Source organism: Klebsiella sp. MISC125, from assembly GCF_051131775.1.
Classification (GTDB): Bacteria; Pseudomonadota; Gammaproteobacteria; order Enterobacterales; family Enterobacteriaceae; genus Klebsiella.
The window spans coordinates 1103279-1120213 of sequence record NZ_CP180448.1 but is presented as its reverse complement, the minus strand read 5'-3'; the positions used below and the strand labels follow the sequence as shown (position 1 = coordinate 1120213).

Here is a 16935-nt window from a genome sequence, read left to right as displayed (position 1 = left end):
CAGTCCGTTGGTCATTATCCCCCCCATCAGGGGGGTAGGCCATGCTTATCGTGCCAGATAGAGTAATTCAATTCACTACGTTGATATGACGTCAGTCGCAGAGATCCCAGGTTTATTAATCAGTACAAGGTGAGTACAGAATATGGCTATCGAAAATAAAGTTGCGCTGGTAACCGGCGCGGGTCAGGGTATTGGCCGCGGTATTGCGTTGCGTCTGGCCAAAGATGGCGCGTCGCTGATGTTGGTGGACGTGAATCCTGAAGGGATTGCCGCCGTCGCCGCCGAAGTCGAGGCGCTGGGCCGTAAAGCAGCCACCTTCGTCGCCAATATCGCCGACCGCGATCAGGTTTATGCCGCCATTGACGCGGCGGAAAAGGCGTTAGGCGGCTTTGATATTATCGTCAACAACGCCGGGATCGCGCAGGTACAGGCGCTGGCCGACGTGACTCCTGAAGAGGTTGATCGGATTATGCGTATCAACGTTCAGGGCACCTTGTGGGGCATTCAGGCGGCGGCGAAAAAATTCATCGACCGTCAGCAAAAAGGGAAAATCATCAACGCCTGCTCTATCGCCGGGCATGATGGCTTCGCGCTGCTGGGGATCTATTCCGCGACCAAATTTGCCGTGCGCGCCCTGACCCAGGCGGCGGCAAAAGAGTACGCCAGCCGCGGCATTACGGTTAACGCTTACTGCCCGGGGATTGTGGGTACCGGTATGTGGACTGAAATCGATAAACGCTTCGCAGAGATAACCGGCGCACCGGTTGGCGAAACCTATAAAAAGTATGTGGAAGGCATCGCGTTGGGTCGCGCTGAAACGCCGGACGATGTGGCAAGCCTGGTTTCGTATCTGGCAGGCCCGGATTCCGACTATGTTACCGGTCAATCGATCCTGATTGATGGCGGTATTGTTTACCGTTAAAAGTAAACCCGGCGCAGCACGGATCTGCGAAAAATTCGTCACGTGCTGATGTTGTGGCTTTTGTAGGCCGGGCCAGGCGCTAGCCGCCGCCCGGCAGACATGTGAGCACACTATCATCAGTCTGAAACCCGGCACAGCACGCGCCGGGTTTCAGAGGTATTACGCGTTAGCCGTCGGTTCCTGCGGCTTCTTGCTCTGGGTGTTTTCCAGCATCCGGCGAACCGGCACAATCAGCACACACAACACCGCGGCACAGATCAGCAGCGCAATGGAACAGCGGGCGAACAGGTCAGGCAGCATATCCAGCTGATCGGCCTTCACATGACCGCCAATCAGGCCTGCCGCCAGGTTCCCCAGCGCGCTGGCGCAGAACCACAGCCCCATCATCTGACCACGCATTCTTTCCGGTGCCAGCAGCGTCATGGTCGCCAGACCAATCGGGCTCAGGCACAGCTCGCCCAGCGTCAGCATCAGGATACTACCGACCAGCCACATCGGCGAGACGCCAGCCCCTTCGTTGCTCAGCACGTTTTGTGCCGCCAGCATCATCAGGCCAAAGCCCGCGGCGGCGCACAGAATGCCGATAACAAACTTGGTGATGCTGCTCAGACGCACGTTTTTACGCGCCAGCGCAGGCCACGCCCAGCTAAATACCGGTGCCAGCAAAATGATGAACAGAGCATTGATCGACTGGAACCATACCGCCGGGATTTCAAAAGAGCCGATCATACGGTTGGTGTAGTCGTTAGCGAACAGGTTGAATGAGGTTGGCTTCTGCTCGAACGCCGACCAGAAGAAGGCCGCCGAAACCAACAGGATAAAGCAGACCAGCAAGCGAGCGCGCTCTTTGCGGCTTAAGCCTGCGAAGGCAAACAGATAGATGAAGTACAGCACCACCGAGGCGGCAATGACGTAGACCAGCATGCTGGCAACCGCGACAGGGTTAATCACGATAACACCCTGGGCAATCAGCGTAATGACAATCGCCACGCCGACCGTCAGCGCCAGCAGCCATCCGCCCACGCCGTTTCTTTTCACGACCGGGCTATTCCAGGTTGAGTCGAGGCCGACTTCGCTGTCGTAGCGTTTCATCGCCGGAACGGCAAAGACGCGGAAGATAACCAGCGCGACCAGCATCCCGATACCGCCGATACCAAAGCCCCAGTGCCAACCGTGAGACTTAATCAGCCAACCGGAGATTAGCGGCGCAATGAACGACCCCATGTTGATGCCCATATAGAACAGCGAAAATCCACCGTCGCGGCGCGCATCGCCCTTCTTGTAGAGCGTCCCAACCATCACCGAAATACAGGTTTTGAACAGGCCGGAACCGAGCACGATAAACATCAGGCCGATAAAGAACAGCGTGTCGCCCATCACCGCCGACAGCGCGATAGACAGATGGCCCAGGGCAATCAGAATCGAACCGTACCAGACCGCCTTTTGTTGGCCAAGCCAGTTATCCGCCAGCCAGCCGCCCGGCAGCGCGGCAAGATACATCGCACCGGCAAAGATACCCACGATCGCCGAGGCGTTCTCACGCGCCAGCCCCATGCCGCCGTCATAAACGGTGGCCGCCATAAACAGGATCAGTAATGGACGAATGCCGTAGAACGAAAATCGCTCCCACATTTCGGTGAAAAACAGCGAACCAAGCGGATATGGATGACCAAAAAAGGTCCGACTTTCATTTTTATTCACAGAGGAATGCATAACTTCTCCCAAAAGATACCCGCAGCGATTTAAAACCACGGGAAGCGTGTTGACCTTTTATACACAAGGTCAATTATTCACATTTAATGTGATGATATTTAACCATTTGATAACCTAAAAATGGTCCTGTCTAGTCCCTTCCCCCAACTTTTTAGATGAAAATTCGACAAACGTCTACTTTTCTGGATTTAAAGTTGGCGAGAGGGGAAATGTGATTGACATAATCATTCATCATCAAAATGAATTTTTTATTTTAATAAACAAAAAGTTAAATATTCCTATTACGGATAAAAGCAAATAAAAGACCGGAACGAAAACCCGACTAAAATCAGGGAAAATGTGAAGTTAACCGACCTTCCGCAAGGTAAGCAGCATAAATCACACTCTTGATTTAGGGGATATATGCCAGCCATCGCTGTCGGCGAAGGTTAATCGATGCCGACAGCAGTAGCGGTGATGTAGAAGGAGTGATATGCCCGGGGTTCTGGTCAAAGCATTCTGACGCTGTTGTACGTCTTGTTCAGACAAGCCAAACAGGAGCAGTAAATTTTGTTATTCAAAAAAATAAACCGGCGGCGGACCAAATCGGTTCTCACACTCCTGGCTTTTTCTCACCATGAAAACGAACAGAACCAACCAGCCAATCACCGGCAGGAGTATCAATATTCCCCACCATCCGGAACGCCCCGTATCATGTAGGCGGCGAACCAGCACGGAATAAGAGGGACACAGCAGAACTAAAATGATGGTCGCGTATATCACTGGCATCACATCCTGCGGAGTATCGGACAATATGAATGACAGGAGTCCACTTCCGATCAAAATAACCATTACAACAAATTGATACCACCAGAACTCACGCCGACTGGCCCGCTCATTGAGATCCAAATAATGATGAAAGAACGCACAGTGAAACCATTTCATTGTTGGCTCCCTAGTTAATATTTCAGCGAAGAGAGGGCAACCTCACCTGCGGGTTTGTATTTACTCTCCAGAGAATTTGTCACGTTAAACATGAGTTTTATCTGCCGCCGGTGCCGCAACTGAAAAAATAAATCCAGCAGTACTAATTACCAGAGAGCTAAAAAGAGAAGCGTATTTCATCAATAATCACTCCATAATTAAGTTCAACATTAATCATTAGCCTTTTAGCACCAGCGGAGAATTATCCCAATTAATACTTCAGCGATGAGAGTGCTGCTTCACCTACTGTTTTATATTTACTCTCCAGATCGTTTGTCACGTTAAACGTCGAGTACATCATCGTTCCTTTAAAAGAGGAGAGCTGCATCAGGTTGTAGAGGTAGTTTCCTTCCTCATCAATCGGCATGTTAAATTCAACGCGTTCCATTTTATGACCATTGACTTTCACCTGTGAGACTGTTGGTGATAATACACTTAACTGATTTTTTAGAACCGCAGAAACTTTTGAAAGTTCAGATTCTTTAATCGCATTCGGGTTAATACTGAAGGCAAGCGTCACTTTACTGTCCACATTTTCCACATACCAGGCTTCCTGAGGGCGGTTTCTCTCCTCAGTATATTTCTCAGCAAGCAGGTTCTGCGGCATTTTGACAAATTCAACCGGCAGCTCTATCGTCGCCTTACCGCCCAAAATTTTAACAACCTGGGTTTTATCCGCTGCCTGCGCCGCAGCTGAAAAAGCCAATCCGGCAGAACTGATTAACAGGGCACTAAAAAGAGTTCCAAATTTCATGACTACATACTCCATAAATAACTAATTAAAGAAACATTAAATCGGCATGGTTTTTACATCAGATAGAGTCCTTCCCTGCCAAAGGAATATTCATAAACTGATTCACCGCACCCAGCAGAGGAAGTTCAACCAAAAAATTACTATATTCAACCTATTAACAAGAAACCTATCCCGCTTTAACTTTTAAACTCCAGCGAAGAAGGACCAAATTCATTATTTCCTGCATGGCTTTTCTTAATCATAAAGACTATCAGGATAATGGGGCCTACCAAAGGTATAAGAAGAATAAATGCCCATACCCCTCTCTTCCCTATATCATGTAATCTTCTAACCATCACACAGATCCCTGGGCACAGGAATATTAAGCTCACGATAGCGCTAATTGATAAATGGGCTGTACTATCGCGAGTAAAAACTATCGCTGATGCAATATCAATGATCAGCGATACAACACCAACAATAAGTACAAACATCCAATATTCACGTCGAGAAGCTCGCCCTTTCATGTTGAAATAATTTTCAAACATCACTTTTTTAAATTCATGCATAATTAAATCCCTTTGCGACTACTTAAATCACACGTTTAAGTCAACACTTATGAATGGCAGTACAAAGCCGTACTGCCAGAAAGCAGAGGTCATTCAAATAACGTTATATCCCAAATGAAAATACTCTCCGTTATTTCCTCCTCCCTTTCACCGGCGGTTTTTCTTCAACAACCGGCTCAGCTACCGCTACGGGAATATCCCGCAGGCTCAGATTAACAAAATGATCCTTGCCGAGGATCTTGCCGTTACCCAGCCACTCGATACCCCGATAGGTCAACCTTAGCCCGGCATCGCTGCGCCGCAGGATATTACCGGTCCCGTCAGACACCGCATATCCCGTTTCATTGAGCAAGTTCACGGTCATGGTCTGCGCCTGCGTATCGCGATACATCTGTTGTACGGAGTTCAGATAATCACCGGCCAGATCCGCCAGCGACTGCTTCACCCGCGCATCGACCATCGCCGCCGTCTGTGGCTGATTACCCAGATTCGTCGCCAGCAGCGCATACAGCTGGGCCGTCGCTTTCGCCAGCGCTACCTGCACCTTCACGTCCTGAGAAAATTTGGTCGTATCCCAGCTGGTGCTTTGACGTTCGGTGGTCACCGTTTCGCTTTTCTGCTCTTCCCACACTTTCCATTTTGCCGGTGCCGGCAGCAGCTTCTCTTCGCTAACCTTTTCTGTGGTCACGTTACGGTAGCGCAAGTTATCTGGCGCACTGAATAGCGACGTTGCCAGGTACGAAGCGCATACGCTCTGCTGCTGACGGATATTGCCGTGTACTAAAACGGATAACGGACTTCCCTGTACCGGTACGGCCGCCACGTTCACCTTGCTGTTCTCCAGCGCCCGGATGATATCCGAACGCACGCGGTCACCGCGCGCCATGTCGCACACCAGTCGCATCACCGGCTCGTTCACTTTGCCGTTAACCTTAGGCACCAGGCTGTCCAGTGAATCGGTGATCAATGTGTATGCCGGTATCGACATCACCGCAACCGTGGTTGTCGTTGCTGCCGGGCTTTCTGCCGCCGCCATCCCTGACGCTGACAGGGAAGCCAGCATCACCATCAGTGCACTACGCTTAAGCTTTCCTTTCATTCCTTTATCCTCTTTAAATGACACTCAGACCGATTACTGCACGTCTACCGTGATGCGCCGGTTCGGCGCCAGGCAGGCAATCGTTGCGGCTGACTTACCGCCTTCACACTGCACCCGCGGCATTGACGCCCCCATCCCTACAGAAGAGATGGCATTAGCCGACAAGCCGCTGGTGACCAGCACCCGCTTCACCGACTCCGCCCGGGCCTGCGACAGGCGCAGGTTGCTTTCCGCTGAGCCGAAGCGGTCGGTATGACCGGTAATCGTGATATGGCGAACGTCCATGCCGGACTGGCGAATATCCATCGCCATCTGGCGGATCTGCGCTTCCCCCTGAGCGCTTAACTGCGCGCTGGCAAAGGCAAACAGCGCTTCAGCATTCAGTTCCCGTTGCATGACAGCGGGCTTCGCCGGAGCCTGCTGTGACAGGCAGTTTTCCGGCAGGAAGTGCGTGTCACCCACCTTCAGATTGCTGTCGTACAGCACCTTATACTGGCAGGTAATTTCGGCCCCACCGGCCACCGGGAAGTGGAAGATATAATCCCACTCCTTAACCCGCATCACGCCTTCCTTAAAGTGCGGGACACCCAGCAGCTCATACACCTGGGCTTTGGTCATTCCTGGCTTGATTTTGGCCAGCGCACCCACATCCGGGTAGCTCCCCTCACCTCTGACCGCCGAGGCTTTGTCAGGGAATATCGGTTGTGTCGTCTTCCCTTGCGCATCCGGGTTACTCAGGCTCCGGGTACATCCTGTCAGCAGCAATACCGCACAGGCAGAGGCCAGCAGGCCTAACTTCATCTGTTTCATCATCATTTCTTCCTTTAAAGTCCGGGACAGTGCCCCGCCGTTACCGGCGGGGCCTCCTGCTGCCTGTTACCACTGATAGCCCACACCGATTGAAGCACCGAAGTCGCCCTGACTGTTCGTCGTACCGGACACCTTCGTCACCCACTTACCGTTGTCGGAGATGGTCGACACGCCAAACGCGACGGCCGACTGGCCCTGATAGGTCCCCCCCCCCCAGACCCACCATGCTTGCCCCTGGGGCATACGGCTGCGGCAGGCTGGACATCGCCATCGCACCCGCAATACCGGCGCTCAGCTTGTCCTTCTGGTCGTTAACCATGTTTTTCAACTGGTTAAACTGTTTGTTGGTGTAGTTAACCGATTCAGAGACACCCTGTTTCAGCTGACCGACGTTCACCGCATCGGTGGTTTCCGTACCCGCTGCCACGTTGGTTACCTGACGTTCACCACCGGAGTAGCCCATCGAGACGCTATTCTCACGGTTAGCCACGGAGTTAGTCCCCAGCGCCACCGAGTTTTTGGCCGTCGCCGATGAACCATTACCCAGTGCGACAGAGTTTTCCCCCGACGCCGACGACTTCGTACCGACTGCCATGCTGTTGCTGCCGCTGGCTGACGATCCGGCACCACCCGCGAGTGAATCGCTACCGGTCACGGTTGGTTTAGCGTAGTTACTGGTGTTATTCACCTGGAACATACCGTCCTTACCGTCACTGATATTGGTCACGTTGTTGGTGATATTGCCGGTGGCATCTTTCAGCTGCCCCACGTTCACCGCATCCGTATCTTCAGTACCCGCTGCCACGTTAGTGACCTGACGCTCGTTACCGGCGGAGCCCACGGAAACCGTGTTATCGCGGTCAGCAACGGAGCCACTACCCAGTGCCACAGAGTTGCTGGCGGTCACCGAAGCGTTATCACCGATGGCCACGCTGCCGGTGCCCGATGCGCTGGCATTGTTACCGGTGGCGATAGCGCCATTCCCGGAGGCCTGCGCACCATTACCCGTCGCAATACTGTTATCACCGCTGGCAACCGTACCCTGACCAAGCGCGATGGCATCTGTACCGCTTGCTACCGCGTCCGGTCCGGTAGAGTTCACCTTCAGGTAACGCATGGTCGGCAGTACCGTATTGGTGTAGTTCTCCTCAATATTGGTCACCCGGTAATCGAGGTTATCGACCTTCTTGTTGGTGGCATACAGCTGGCTACCGTTCACCGCATCGGTGCTCTTATCGCTCAGCTCGCCTGCCGCCACGTTGGTGATCTTGTTCACCGTTGTGGAACCATGACTTGCCGAGAACGCGCCCAGATTTTCATCCCACAGCAGGGCATCACCCTTCAGGTCATCAACATTGACAACGATGTTCTCCAGCGCTGTATTGGTCGCAAACAGCTGCGAGCCGTTCACCGCGTCGGTACTGGTCGACGACAGACGACCTGCCGCTACATTGGTGATGGTGCGCTCTGCCCCTTCACTGCCCACGCTCAGCGTGCTGGTCGGGTTCGCCCCGGCGAAGGCGTAGTCGGTGCCGCGCAGAGTCACCCCTGCTGTACCCACTGCCGCTTCCGTGAGGGAGTCAGCCCCGAGTGCGATATCACCGGCATTATTTGCCACCGCACCCATACCAATCGCCACTGAATCCAGCCCCAGCGCCTGCGAGTCTGCACCCGTCGAGTTCGCATGGAAGTACTTGATACCGGTGTTGTAGATGTTCTCCACCGTATCGCCCAGGTTGCTGATGTTAGTGGTGTTTGTCGACACCTGCTGATTGGTCGCAAACAGCTGCGAACCGTTCACCGCATCGGTACTCTTCTCACTCAACTCGCCCGCTGCCACATTGGTGATCTTGTTCACCGTAGTGTCGCCATGACTGGCCGAGAACGAACCGACATACTCGTCCCACAGCAGGGCATCCTTCTGCAGCCCGTCAACATCGATGTTCAGGTTCTCCATCGCCGTATTGGTGGCATACAGTTGCGAACCGTTCACCGCATCGGTGCTGGTCTCTGACAGACGACCCGCCGCGACGTTAGTGATGGTGCGTTCCGCCCCTTCACTGCCCACGCTCACGGTGCTGGTCGGATTCGCTCCGGCGAAGGCGTAGTCGGTGCCGCGCAGAGTCACCCCTGCTGTACCCACTGCCGCTTCCGTCAGAGAGCCCGCGCCCAGCGCGATATCCCCGGCGTTGTTCGCCACGGCACCCATACCAATGGCCACCGAATCCAGCCCCAGCGCCTGCGAGTCTGCACCCGTCGAGTTCGCATGGAAGTACTTGGTGCCGGTGGTGTAGATGTTCTCCACCGTATCGCCCAGGTTGCTGATGTTCTGCGTGTTCTGCGCAATATTGGTGGTGTTCGTCTCCACGTTCTGGTTAGTGGTGTACAGCTGCGAACCGTTCACCGCATCGGTACTCTTCTCACCCAGCTCGCCCGCCGCCACGTTGGTGATCTTGTTCACCGTCGTGTTGCCGTGACTCGCCGAGAAGGCCCCTTTATCCTCATCCCACTGCAGCGCATCCTGCTCCAGGCCGCCGACGCTGGTATGCAGGTTCTCTACCGCCGAGTTCGTGGCGTACAGCTGCGAGCCGTTCACCGCATCGGTGCTGGTCTCAGACAGACGACCCGCTGCGACGTTAGTGATGGTGCGTTCACTGCCCACATCCCCCACGCTCACGGTGCTGGTCGGGTTCGCCCCGGCAAACGCGTAGTCGGTACCGCGCAGCGTTACCCCTGCCGTGCCCACTACCGCGTCCGTTACCGAGTTTGCCCCCAGCGCCACATCGTTGGCGTTATTGGCGATAGCGCCCATCCCGATGGCCACCGAATCCAGCCCCAGCGCCTGCGAGTCTGCACCCGTTGAGTTGGCGTGGAAGTACTTGATACCGGTGTTGTAGATATTCTCCACCGAATCGCCCAGGTTGCTGATATTAGTGGTGTTCGTCTCCACCTGCTGATTGGTCGCAAACAGCTGCGAACCGTTCACCGCATCAGTACTCTTGGCACTCAGCTCACCCGCATCCACGTTGGTGATCTTGTTCACCGTCGTATCGCCATGACTCGCCGAGAAGGCCCCTTTATCCGCATCCCACAGCAGGGCATCGTTCTGCAGTCCGCCCACGCTGTTGTCCAGGTTCTCCAGCGCGGTATTGGTCGCAAACAGCTGCGAGCCGTTCACCGCGTCGGTGCTGGTTTTACTCAGCTCACCCGCTGCCACGTTGCTGATCGTGCGCTCCTGGCCTTCACTGCCCACACTCACCGTGCTGGTCGCGTTCGCCCCGGCGAAGGCGTAGGTTTCACCGTTGATCTCAACGCTGGCCTGCCCCTTCACATCCCCGGTCACGGACCCGGCACCCAGTGCCACATCGTTGGCGTTGTTGGCAACAGCGCCCATCCCGATGGCCACCGAATCCAGACCCGCTGCGTCGGAGTCTGCACCCGTCGAGTTGGCGTGGAAGTACTTGGTACCGGTGTTGTAGATGTTCTCCACCGAATCGCCCAGATTGCTGATGTTCTGCGTGTTCTTCGCGATATTAGTGGTGTTCGTCTCCACCTTCTGGTTAGTGGTGTACAGCTGCGAACCGTTCACCGCATCCGTACTCTTCTCACCCAGCTCGCCCGCCGCCACGTTGGTGATCTTGTTCACCGTTGTATCGCCGTGGCTCGCCGAGAAGGCCCCTTTACTCTTATCCCACAGCAGGGCATCGTCCTGCAGCCCGCCGACGCTGTTGTCCAGGTTCTCCAGTGCGGTATTGGTCGCAAACAGCTGCGAGCCGTTCACCGCGTCGGTGCTGGTTTTACTCAGTTCACCCGCAGCCACGTTAGAGATGGTGCGCTCCTGGCCTTCACTGCCCACGCTCACCGTACTGGTCGGGTTCGCCCCGGCGAAGGCGTAGGTTTCACCGTTGATCTCAACGCTGGCCTGCCCCTTCACATCCCCGGTCACGGACCCGGCACCCAGCGCCACATCGTTGGCGTTGTTGGCAATCGCACCCATACCGATAGCCACAGAGTCATCGCCCAGCGCCTGCGAGTCTGCACCCGTCGAGTTCGCATGGAAGTACTTGGTACCGGTGTTATAGATGTTCTCCACTGAATCGCCCAGATTGCTGATGTTCTGCGTGTTCTTCGCGATATTAGTGGTGTTCGTCTCCACCTTCTGGTTAGTGGTGTACAGCTGCGAACCGTTCACCGCATCCGTACTCTTCTCACCCAGCTCGCCCGCCGCCACGTTGGTGATCTTGTTCACCGTTGTATCGCCGTGGCTCGCCGAGAAGGCCCCTTTACTCTTATCCCACAGCAGGGCATCGTCCTGCAGCCCGCCGACGCTGTTGTCCAGGTTCTCCAGTGCGGTATTGGTCGCAAACAGCTGCGAACCGTTCACCGCGTCGGTGCTGGTTTTACTCAGCTCACCCGCTGCCACGTTAGAGATGGTGCGTTCACTGCCCACATCTCCCACGCTCACGGTGCTGGTCGGGTTCGCCCCGGCGAAGGCGTAGGTTTCACCGTTGATCTCAACGCTGGCCTGCCCCTTCACATCCCCGGTCACTGACCCGGCACCCAGCGCCACATCGTTAGCGTTGTGCGCGATAGCGCCCATACCGATGGCGACCGAATCCAGACCCGCTGCGTCGGAGTCATCTCCCTTAGAGTTAGCATTGAAGTATTTGGTACCCGCCTTCAGCTGGCTCAGGTTCACCGCATCCGAGTCTTTCACCCCGTCGGCGACATTACCTATGGTGTTGTTCGCGACATCAATCTCGCCCTTAGTGAACTTCGGCCCGTCCTTAATGGTCAGCCCGTCGTTGTTCATCACCGTGTTGCCAGTGGTCAGTGATTCAAACGTTGCGTTATCTGCCAGCTTGATGGTCAGGTCGCCCTTCTCATCCAGCTCCGTCAGGACGTTGCCCGCCGAGTAGGTCTCGCCGTTCTCCGTTGCCCCGCCGCCGAGGATACGCATCGTCTGGCCCAGCGTACGTTTGACATCGTCACCCTGGTTGGCCGCAAAGGTCAGCGGAGAGTCCGTCAGCTCGCCGACGCTGGTGTTCAGATCCTCCACCGCCGAGTTCGTGGCGAACAGCTGCGAACCGTTCACCGCGTCGGTGCTGGTTTTACTCAGCTCACCCGCTGCCACGTTAGAGATGGTGCGTTCACTGCCCACATCCCCCACGCTGACCGTGCTGGTCGGGTTCGCCCCGGCGAAATCATAAGGCTTACCGTTGATCTCAACGCTGGCCTGCCCCTTCACATCCCCGGTCACCGACCCGGCACCCAGCGCCACATCGTTAGCGTTGTTGGCGATAGCGCCCATACCGATAGCGACCGAATCCAGACCCGCTGCGTGAGCTTCTGTCCCCTCAGAGTTGGCCTTGAAGTACTTGACCTTGTTATTTAACTGGCTGACGTTCACCGCATCCTTGGCATCCACCCCGTCGGCGACATTACCGATGGTGTTGTTCGCGACATCAATCTCGCCCTTAGTGAACTTCGGCCCGTCCTTAATGGTCAGCCCGTCGTTGTTCATCACCGTGTTGCCAGTGGTCAGTGATTCAAACGTTGCGTTATCTGCCAGCTTGATGGTCAGGTCGCCCTTATCATCCAGCGCCGTCAGCACGTTGCCCGCCGAGTAGGTCTCGCCGTTCTCCGTTGCCCCGCCGCCGAGGATACGCATCGTCTGGCCCAGCTTGCGTTTGACATCGTCACCCTGGTTGGCCGCAAAGGTCAGCGGAGAGTCCGTCAGCTCGCCGACGCTGGTGTTCAGATCCTCCACCGCCGAGTTCGTGGCGAACAGCTGCGAACCGTTCACCGCGTCGGTGCTGGTTTTACTCAGCTCACCCGCTGCCACGTTAGAGATGGTGCGTTCACTGCCCACATCCCCCACGCTGACCGTACTGGTCGCATTTTTGCCAGCAAACTCATAGGTTTCACCGTTGATTTCAACGTCGTTCTGCCCCTTCACGTCCCCGGTCACCGAGTTCGCACCCAGCGCCACATCGTTGATATTGTGCGCAATCGCGCCCATACCGATGGCGACCGAATCCAGACCCGCAGCGTTAGCTTCATCCCCGGTAGAGTTGGCCTTGAAGTACTTGGTACGGTTATACAGCTGGGAGCCGTTCACCGCTTCCTTGCTCTCCGCACTCACGTCACCGTCCGCCACACCAGTGATGGTGTTGCCTGCCACATCCACCTTGTCTTTGGTGAACTTCGGCCCGTCCTTGATGGTCAGCCCGTCGTTGTTCATCACCGTGTTGCCGGTGGTCAGTGATTCAAACGTTGCGTTATCCGCCAGCTTGATGGTCAGGTCGCCCTTATCATCCAGCGCCGTCAGGACGTTGCCCGCCGAGTAGGTCTCGCCGTTCTCCGTTGCCCCGCCGCCGAGGATACTCATCGTGTCACCCAGCTTACGCTCAGCATCTTTACCCTGGTTGGCCGCAAACTTCAGCGACGTGTCCGCCAGCGTATCGATTGCCGTGTTGGTCGCAAACAGCTGCGAGCCGTTCACCGCCTCGGTGCTGTCCTTCGACAGCAGACCCGCCGCCACGTTAGAGATGGTGCGTTCGTTGTCTTTACTGCCCACGCTCACCGTGCTGGTAACGCCTTCCCCGGCCCCGGCAAAGGTGTAGGTTTCACCGTCAATCTCAACGCTGGCCTGCCCCTTCACGTCCCCGGTCACCGAGTTCGCACCCAGCGCCACATCGTTGATATTGTGCGCAATCGCGCCCATACCGATGGCGACCGAATCCAGACCCGCAGCGTTAGCTTCATCCCCGGTAGAGTTGGCCTTGAAGTACTTGGTACGGTTATACAGCTGGGAGCCGTTCACCGCTTCCTTGCTCTCCGCACTCACGTCACCGTCCGCCACACCAGTGATGGTGTTGCCTGCCACATCCACCTTGTCTTTGGTGAACTTCGGCCCGTCCTTGATGGTCAGCCCGTCGTTGTTCATCACCGTGTTGCCGGTGGTCAGTGATTCAAACGTTGCGTTATCCGCCAGCTTGATGGTCAGGTCGCCCTTATCATCCAGCGCCGTCAGGACGTTGCCCGCCGAGTAGGTCTCGCCGTTCTCCGTTGCCCCGCCGCCGAGGATACTCATCGTGTCACCCAGCTTACGCTCAGCATCTTTACCCTGGTTGGCCGCAAACTTCAGCGACGTGTCCGCCAGCGTATCGATTGCCGTGTTGGTCGCAAACAGCTGCGAGCCGTTCACCGCGTCAGTGCTGTCCTTCGACAGCAGACCCGCCGCCACGTTAGAGATGGTGCGTTCGTTGTCTTTACTGCCCACGCTCACCGTGCTGGTAACGCCTTCCCCGGCCCCGGCAAAGGTGTAGGTTTCACCGTCAATCTCAACGCTGGCCTGCCCCTTCACGTCCCCGGTCACCGAGTTCGCACCCAGCGCCACATCGTTGATATTGTGCGCAATCGCGCCCATACCGATGGCGACCGAATCCAGACCCGCAGCGTTAGCTTCATCCCCGGTAGAGTTGGCCTTGAAGTACTTGGTACGGTTATACAGCTGGGAGCCGTTCACCGCCTCAGAGCTGTCCGCACTCACTTTGCCGTCCGCCACGTTCGCGATGGTGGTCCCGCCAGTCTGGTCATCCGGGTTATAGGTGTCGCCGCCAAGGGTGATACGGTTGTAGTTGACGGTCTCCGTCCCGTCTTCCGCTTTTTCCACGTCATACCGCACCGCCTGGTCGCCCAGACGGTCCACCGCCGTGTTGGTCACAAACAGCTGCGAGCCGTTCACCGCGTCAGTGCTGTCCTTCGACAGCAGACCCGCCGCCACGTTAGAGATGGTGCGTTCGTTGTCTTTACTGCCCACGCTCACCGTGCTGGTAACGCCTTCCCCGGCCCCGGCAAACGCATACTCTTCACCGTCGAGCAGAACTTTATCCTGCCCGCCAACGGCCGCCGTCTCCGAGTTCGCACCCAGCGCCACGTCGTTGGTATTGTGCGCTTTCGCACCCATCCCGATGGCGACCGAATCCAGACCCGCAGCGTTAGCTTCATCGCCGGTAGAGTTGGCCTTGAAGTACTTGGTCCGGTTGTACAGTTGCGAGCCGTTCACCGCCTCAGAGCTGTCCGCACTCACTTTGCCGTCCGCCACGTTCGCGATGGTGGTTCCGCCGGTCTGGTCATCCGGGTTATAGGTGTCGCCACCAAGGGTGATACGGTTGTAGTTGACGGTCTCCGTCCCGTCTTCCGCTTTCTCCACGTCATACCGCACCGCCTGGTCGCCCAGACGGTCCACCGCCGTGTTGGTCACAAACAGCTGCGAACCGTTCACCGCGTCAGTGCTGTCCTTCGACAGCAGACCCGCCGCCACGTTAGAGATGGTGCGTTCGTTATCTTTACTGCCCACGCTCACCGTGCTGGTGACGCCTTCACCGGCCCCGGCAAACGTATACTCTTCACCGTCGAGCGTCAGGGTCTTCTGCCCCTGCACCTCACCGGTCTCCGAGTTCGCACCCAGAGCGACTGAATTTTCATGACGGGCGGTGGCACCATGACCTAACGCAAGGCTATTCTCTGCCTCCGCCTTGGCCGTATCACCCAGCGCCGTTGAAGAAGCACCCTTAGCAAAGCTGGACGTACCGACAGCCGTTGAGGAGGTACCTTCAGCTTTCGCACCTGCGCCAGCTGCAAATGCAGATTCACCCAGGGCTTCAGCTTCTGTACCAATTGCCGTGGCGTTCACAGCATCTACTATAGATTCAAGCCCGATTGCGATACCGCCTATCGCATCTTTGCTCGCAACAGCCAACGTACCCATCGCGATACTATCCAGCGCCTGAGCCGTCACCCCGCTACCTACAGCAACAGAGTATTTACCAGAGGCCGCTGTTGCGGTTCTATCACCAACTTCAACACCGTTTTCTTTTGTGGTTGTCAGGCGCGTCTTGCCGTCGGCCTTGCTCAGCACTACAGACTGCCCTAATGCGGTCGATCCTTCCTCTTTCGCTTCCACATAAGAGCCCAGCGCGATGCTTTCATGCCCTTCTGCTTTGGCAGCAACGCCACCAATAGCTACTGCGGTTTGACCAGTACTACTGGCCATTTGACCAATAGCTAACGACGACTTACCTGTGGCGTTGGAATGCGTTCCGATTACCACGCTGTTACTCCCTTCGGCAGTGACAGCGGCACCCAGAGCAATAGCACCATTACCCTTTGCGATTGTTTGAGTTCTTGATATTTCTACACCCGCACCATCATACACAGGAGTGCTAGAGCCTATAGCCACAGCCTGATAGCCGTCGGCCACAACCTCACGACCAATAGCGACAGAATCAACGCCAGCGCTGGCGTTATTTCCTATAGCCGTAGCATGATCCTCTGCAGCGCTCTGATACCCTAAAGCCGTGGATTTCAGGCCCGTAGCCGCAGCCTCAGTGCCAATCGCCGTTGCCAAATTTGTGGCTCTAGAGTAGTTACCCACAGCCACACTTTGCCCACGCTCCTCATCCACTTCGAGCAGCGTTGTATTCGCTATAGGCTTACCTTCTGAATCCAACAACACCTGCCCGTCCTTCAACGTGCCGGTACCCGCATAGCTCTGGCGGCCAATAGCGATACTTCCCTCGTCGAGGGTTCTGGAACTATTACCAATGGCTACTGAAGAGTCTGTTATTGCGCTTGCCAGCGTGCCTACAGCCACCGATCTTGTCGCTGACTTAGACTGGGCACCAAGAGCGGTACTGTTTTGACTCACTCCGTTAGTTGCTTCTTTTGTAGCTGCATCTGTGTTAGCCGTGGCCAGATAGCCAAAAGCCACACTGCTGTGGCCCTCAGTGGAGGCTAAATTACCAATGGCTGCAGAGTATGTGCCTTTAGATTTGGAATCCTGACCAATGGCAATTGTGGAGAGACCGTCAGATAGTGCTCTGGTTCCAATCGCGACGGCATTTGCTTTTGTAGCCTGAGCCTCAATACCAATCGCAATGGTATGCTCTTCAGTTGCTGAAGTCGGTGTAACACCTGTCGCCACTGTCTCATTCTCAGGATTATCTCCAAGATTAGTGACACCACCAATGGCTATTGAGCCCATACCAGAGCTAAGGGTTCTCGCGCCAATGGCAATCGCTGAACGACCGGAAGACTTAGCCTGAAGGCCCGCACTCAA

The 16935-nt window shown here is 55.8% G+C and carries 9 protein-coding genes; 1 reads left to right on the top strand and 8 read right to left on the bottom strand.

The window, feature by feature from the left end:
* The first annotated feature begins 142 nt into the window (after window positions 1-142).
* The gene (locus ACMYSL_RS05330; RefSeq protein WP_110276384.1) at window positions 143-922 is read left to right on the top strand and encodes an acetoin reductase; all 780 of its coding nucleotides are present in this window, start codon (window positions 143-145) and stop codon (window positions 920-922) included.
* A gap of 159 nt (window positions 923-1081) precedes the next feature.
* On the opposite strand, the gene ACMYSL_RS05325 is transcribed toward ACMYSL_RS05330, so the two are convergent.
* The 8 genes from ACMYSL_RS05325 to ACMYSL_RS05290 form a co-directional block, all read right to left on the bottom strand.
* Window positions 1082-2635: a peptide MFS transporter gene (locus ACMYSL_RS05325; protein ID WP_434661633.1), complete on the bottom strand. Its 1554-nt coding sequence runs from the start codon at window positions 2633-2635 to the stop codon at window positions 1082-1084.
* 552 nt (window positions 2636-3187) lie between these two features.
* The gene (locus ACMYSL_RS05320) at window positions 3188-3559 is read right to left on the bottom strand and encodes a DUF805 domain-containing protein (protein WP_434661632.1); all 372 of its coding nucleotides are present in this window, start codon (window positions 3557-3559) and stop codon (window positions 3188-3190) included.
* 250 nt (window positions 3560-3809) lie between these two features.
* Window positions 3810-4352, bottom strand: a complete 543-nt coding sequence (locus ACMYSL_RS05315; protein WP_434661631.1) for a hypothetical protein — start codon at window positions 4350-4352, stop codon at window positions 3810-3812.
* 176 nt (window positions 4353-4528) lie between these two features.
* A complete protein-coding gene (locus ACMYSL_RS05310) occupies window positions 4529-4900 on the bottom strand; it encodes a DUF805 domain-containing protein (RefSeq protein ID WP_434661629.1) in 372 nt (123 codons plus the stop codon).
* Between the two features lie 130 nt (window positions 4901-5030).
* The gene (locus ACMYSL_RS05305; RefSeq protein WP_434661627.1) at window positions 5031-5999 is read right to left on the bottom strand and encodes a hypothetical protein; all 969 of its coding nucleotides are present in this window, start codon (window positions 5997-5999) and stop codon (window positions 5031-5033) included.
* A gap of 33 nt (window positions 6000-6032) precedes the next feature.
* Window positions 6033-6815 carry an OmpA family protein gene (locus ACMYSL_RS05300; RefSeq protein WP_434661626.1) on the bottom strand — a complete coding sequence of 261 codons (783 nt, stop codon included), beginning with the start codon at window positions 6813-6815 and terminating at the stop codon, window positions 6033-6035.
* Between the two features lie 60 nt (window positions 6816-6875).
* Window positions 6876-6980 (bottom strand): YadA-like family protein, encoded by a 105-nt coding sequence (locus tag ACMYSL_RS05295; RefSeq protein ID WP_434661625.1) that lies wholly within the window; start codon window positions 6978-6980, stop codon window positions 6876-6878.
* The gene (locus ACMYSL_RS05290; protein WP_434663953.1) at window positions 6955-16935 is read right to left on the bottom strand and encodes a hypothetical protein; all 9981 of its coding nucleotides are present in this window, start codon (window positions 16933-16935) and stop codon (window positions 6955-6957) included. The genes ACMYSL_RS05295 and ACMYSL_RS05290 overlap by 26 nt, the downstream gene beginning before the upstream one ends.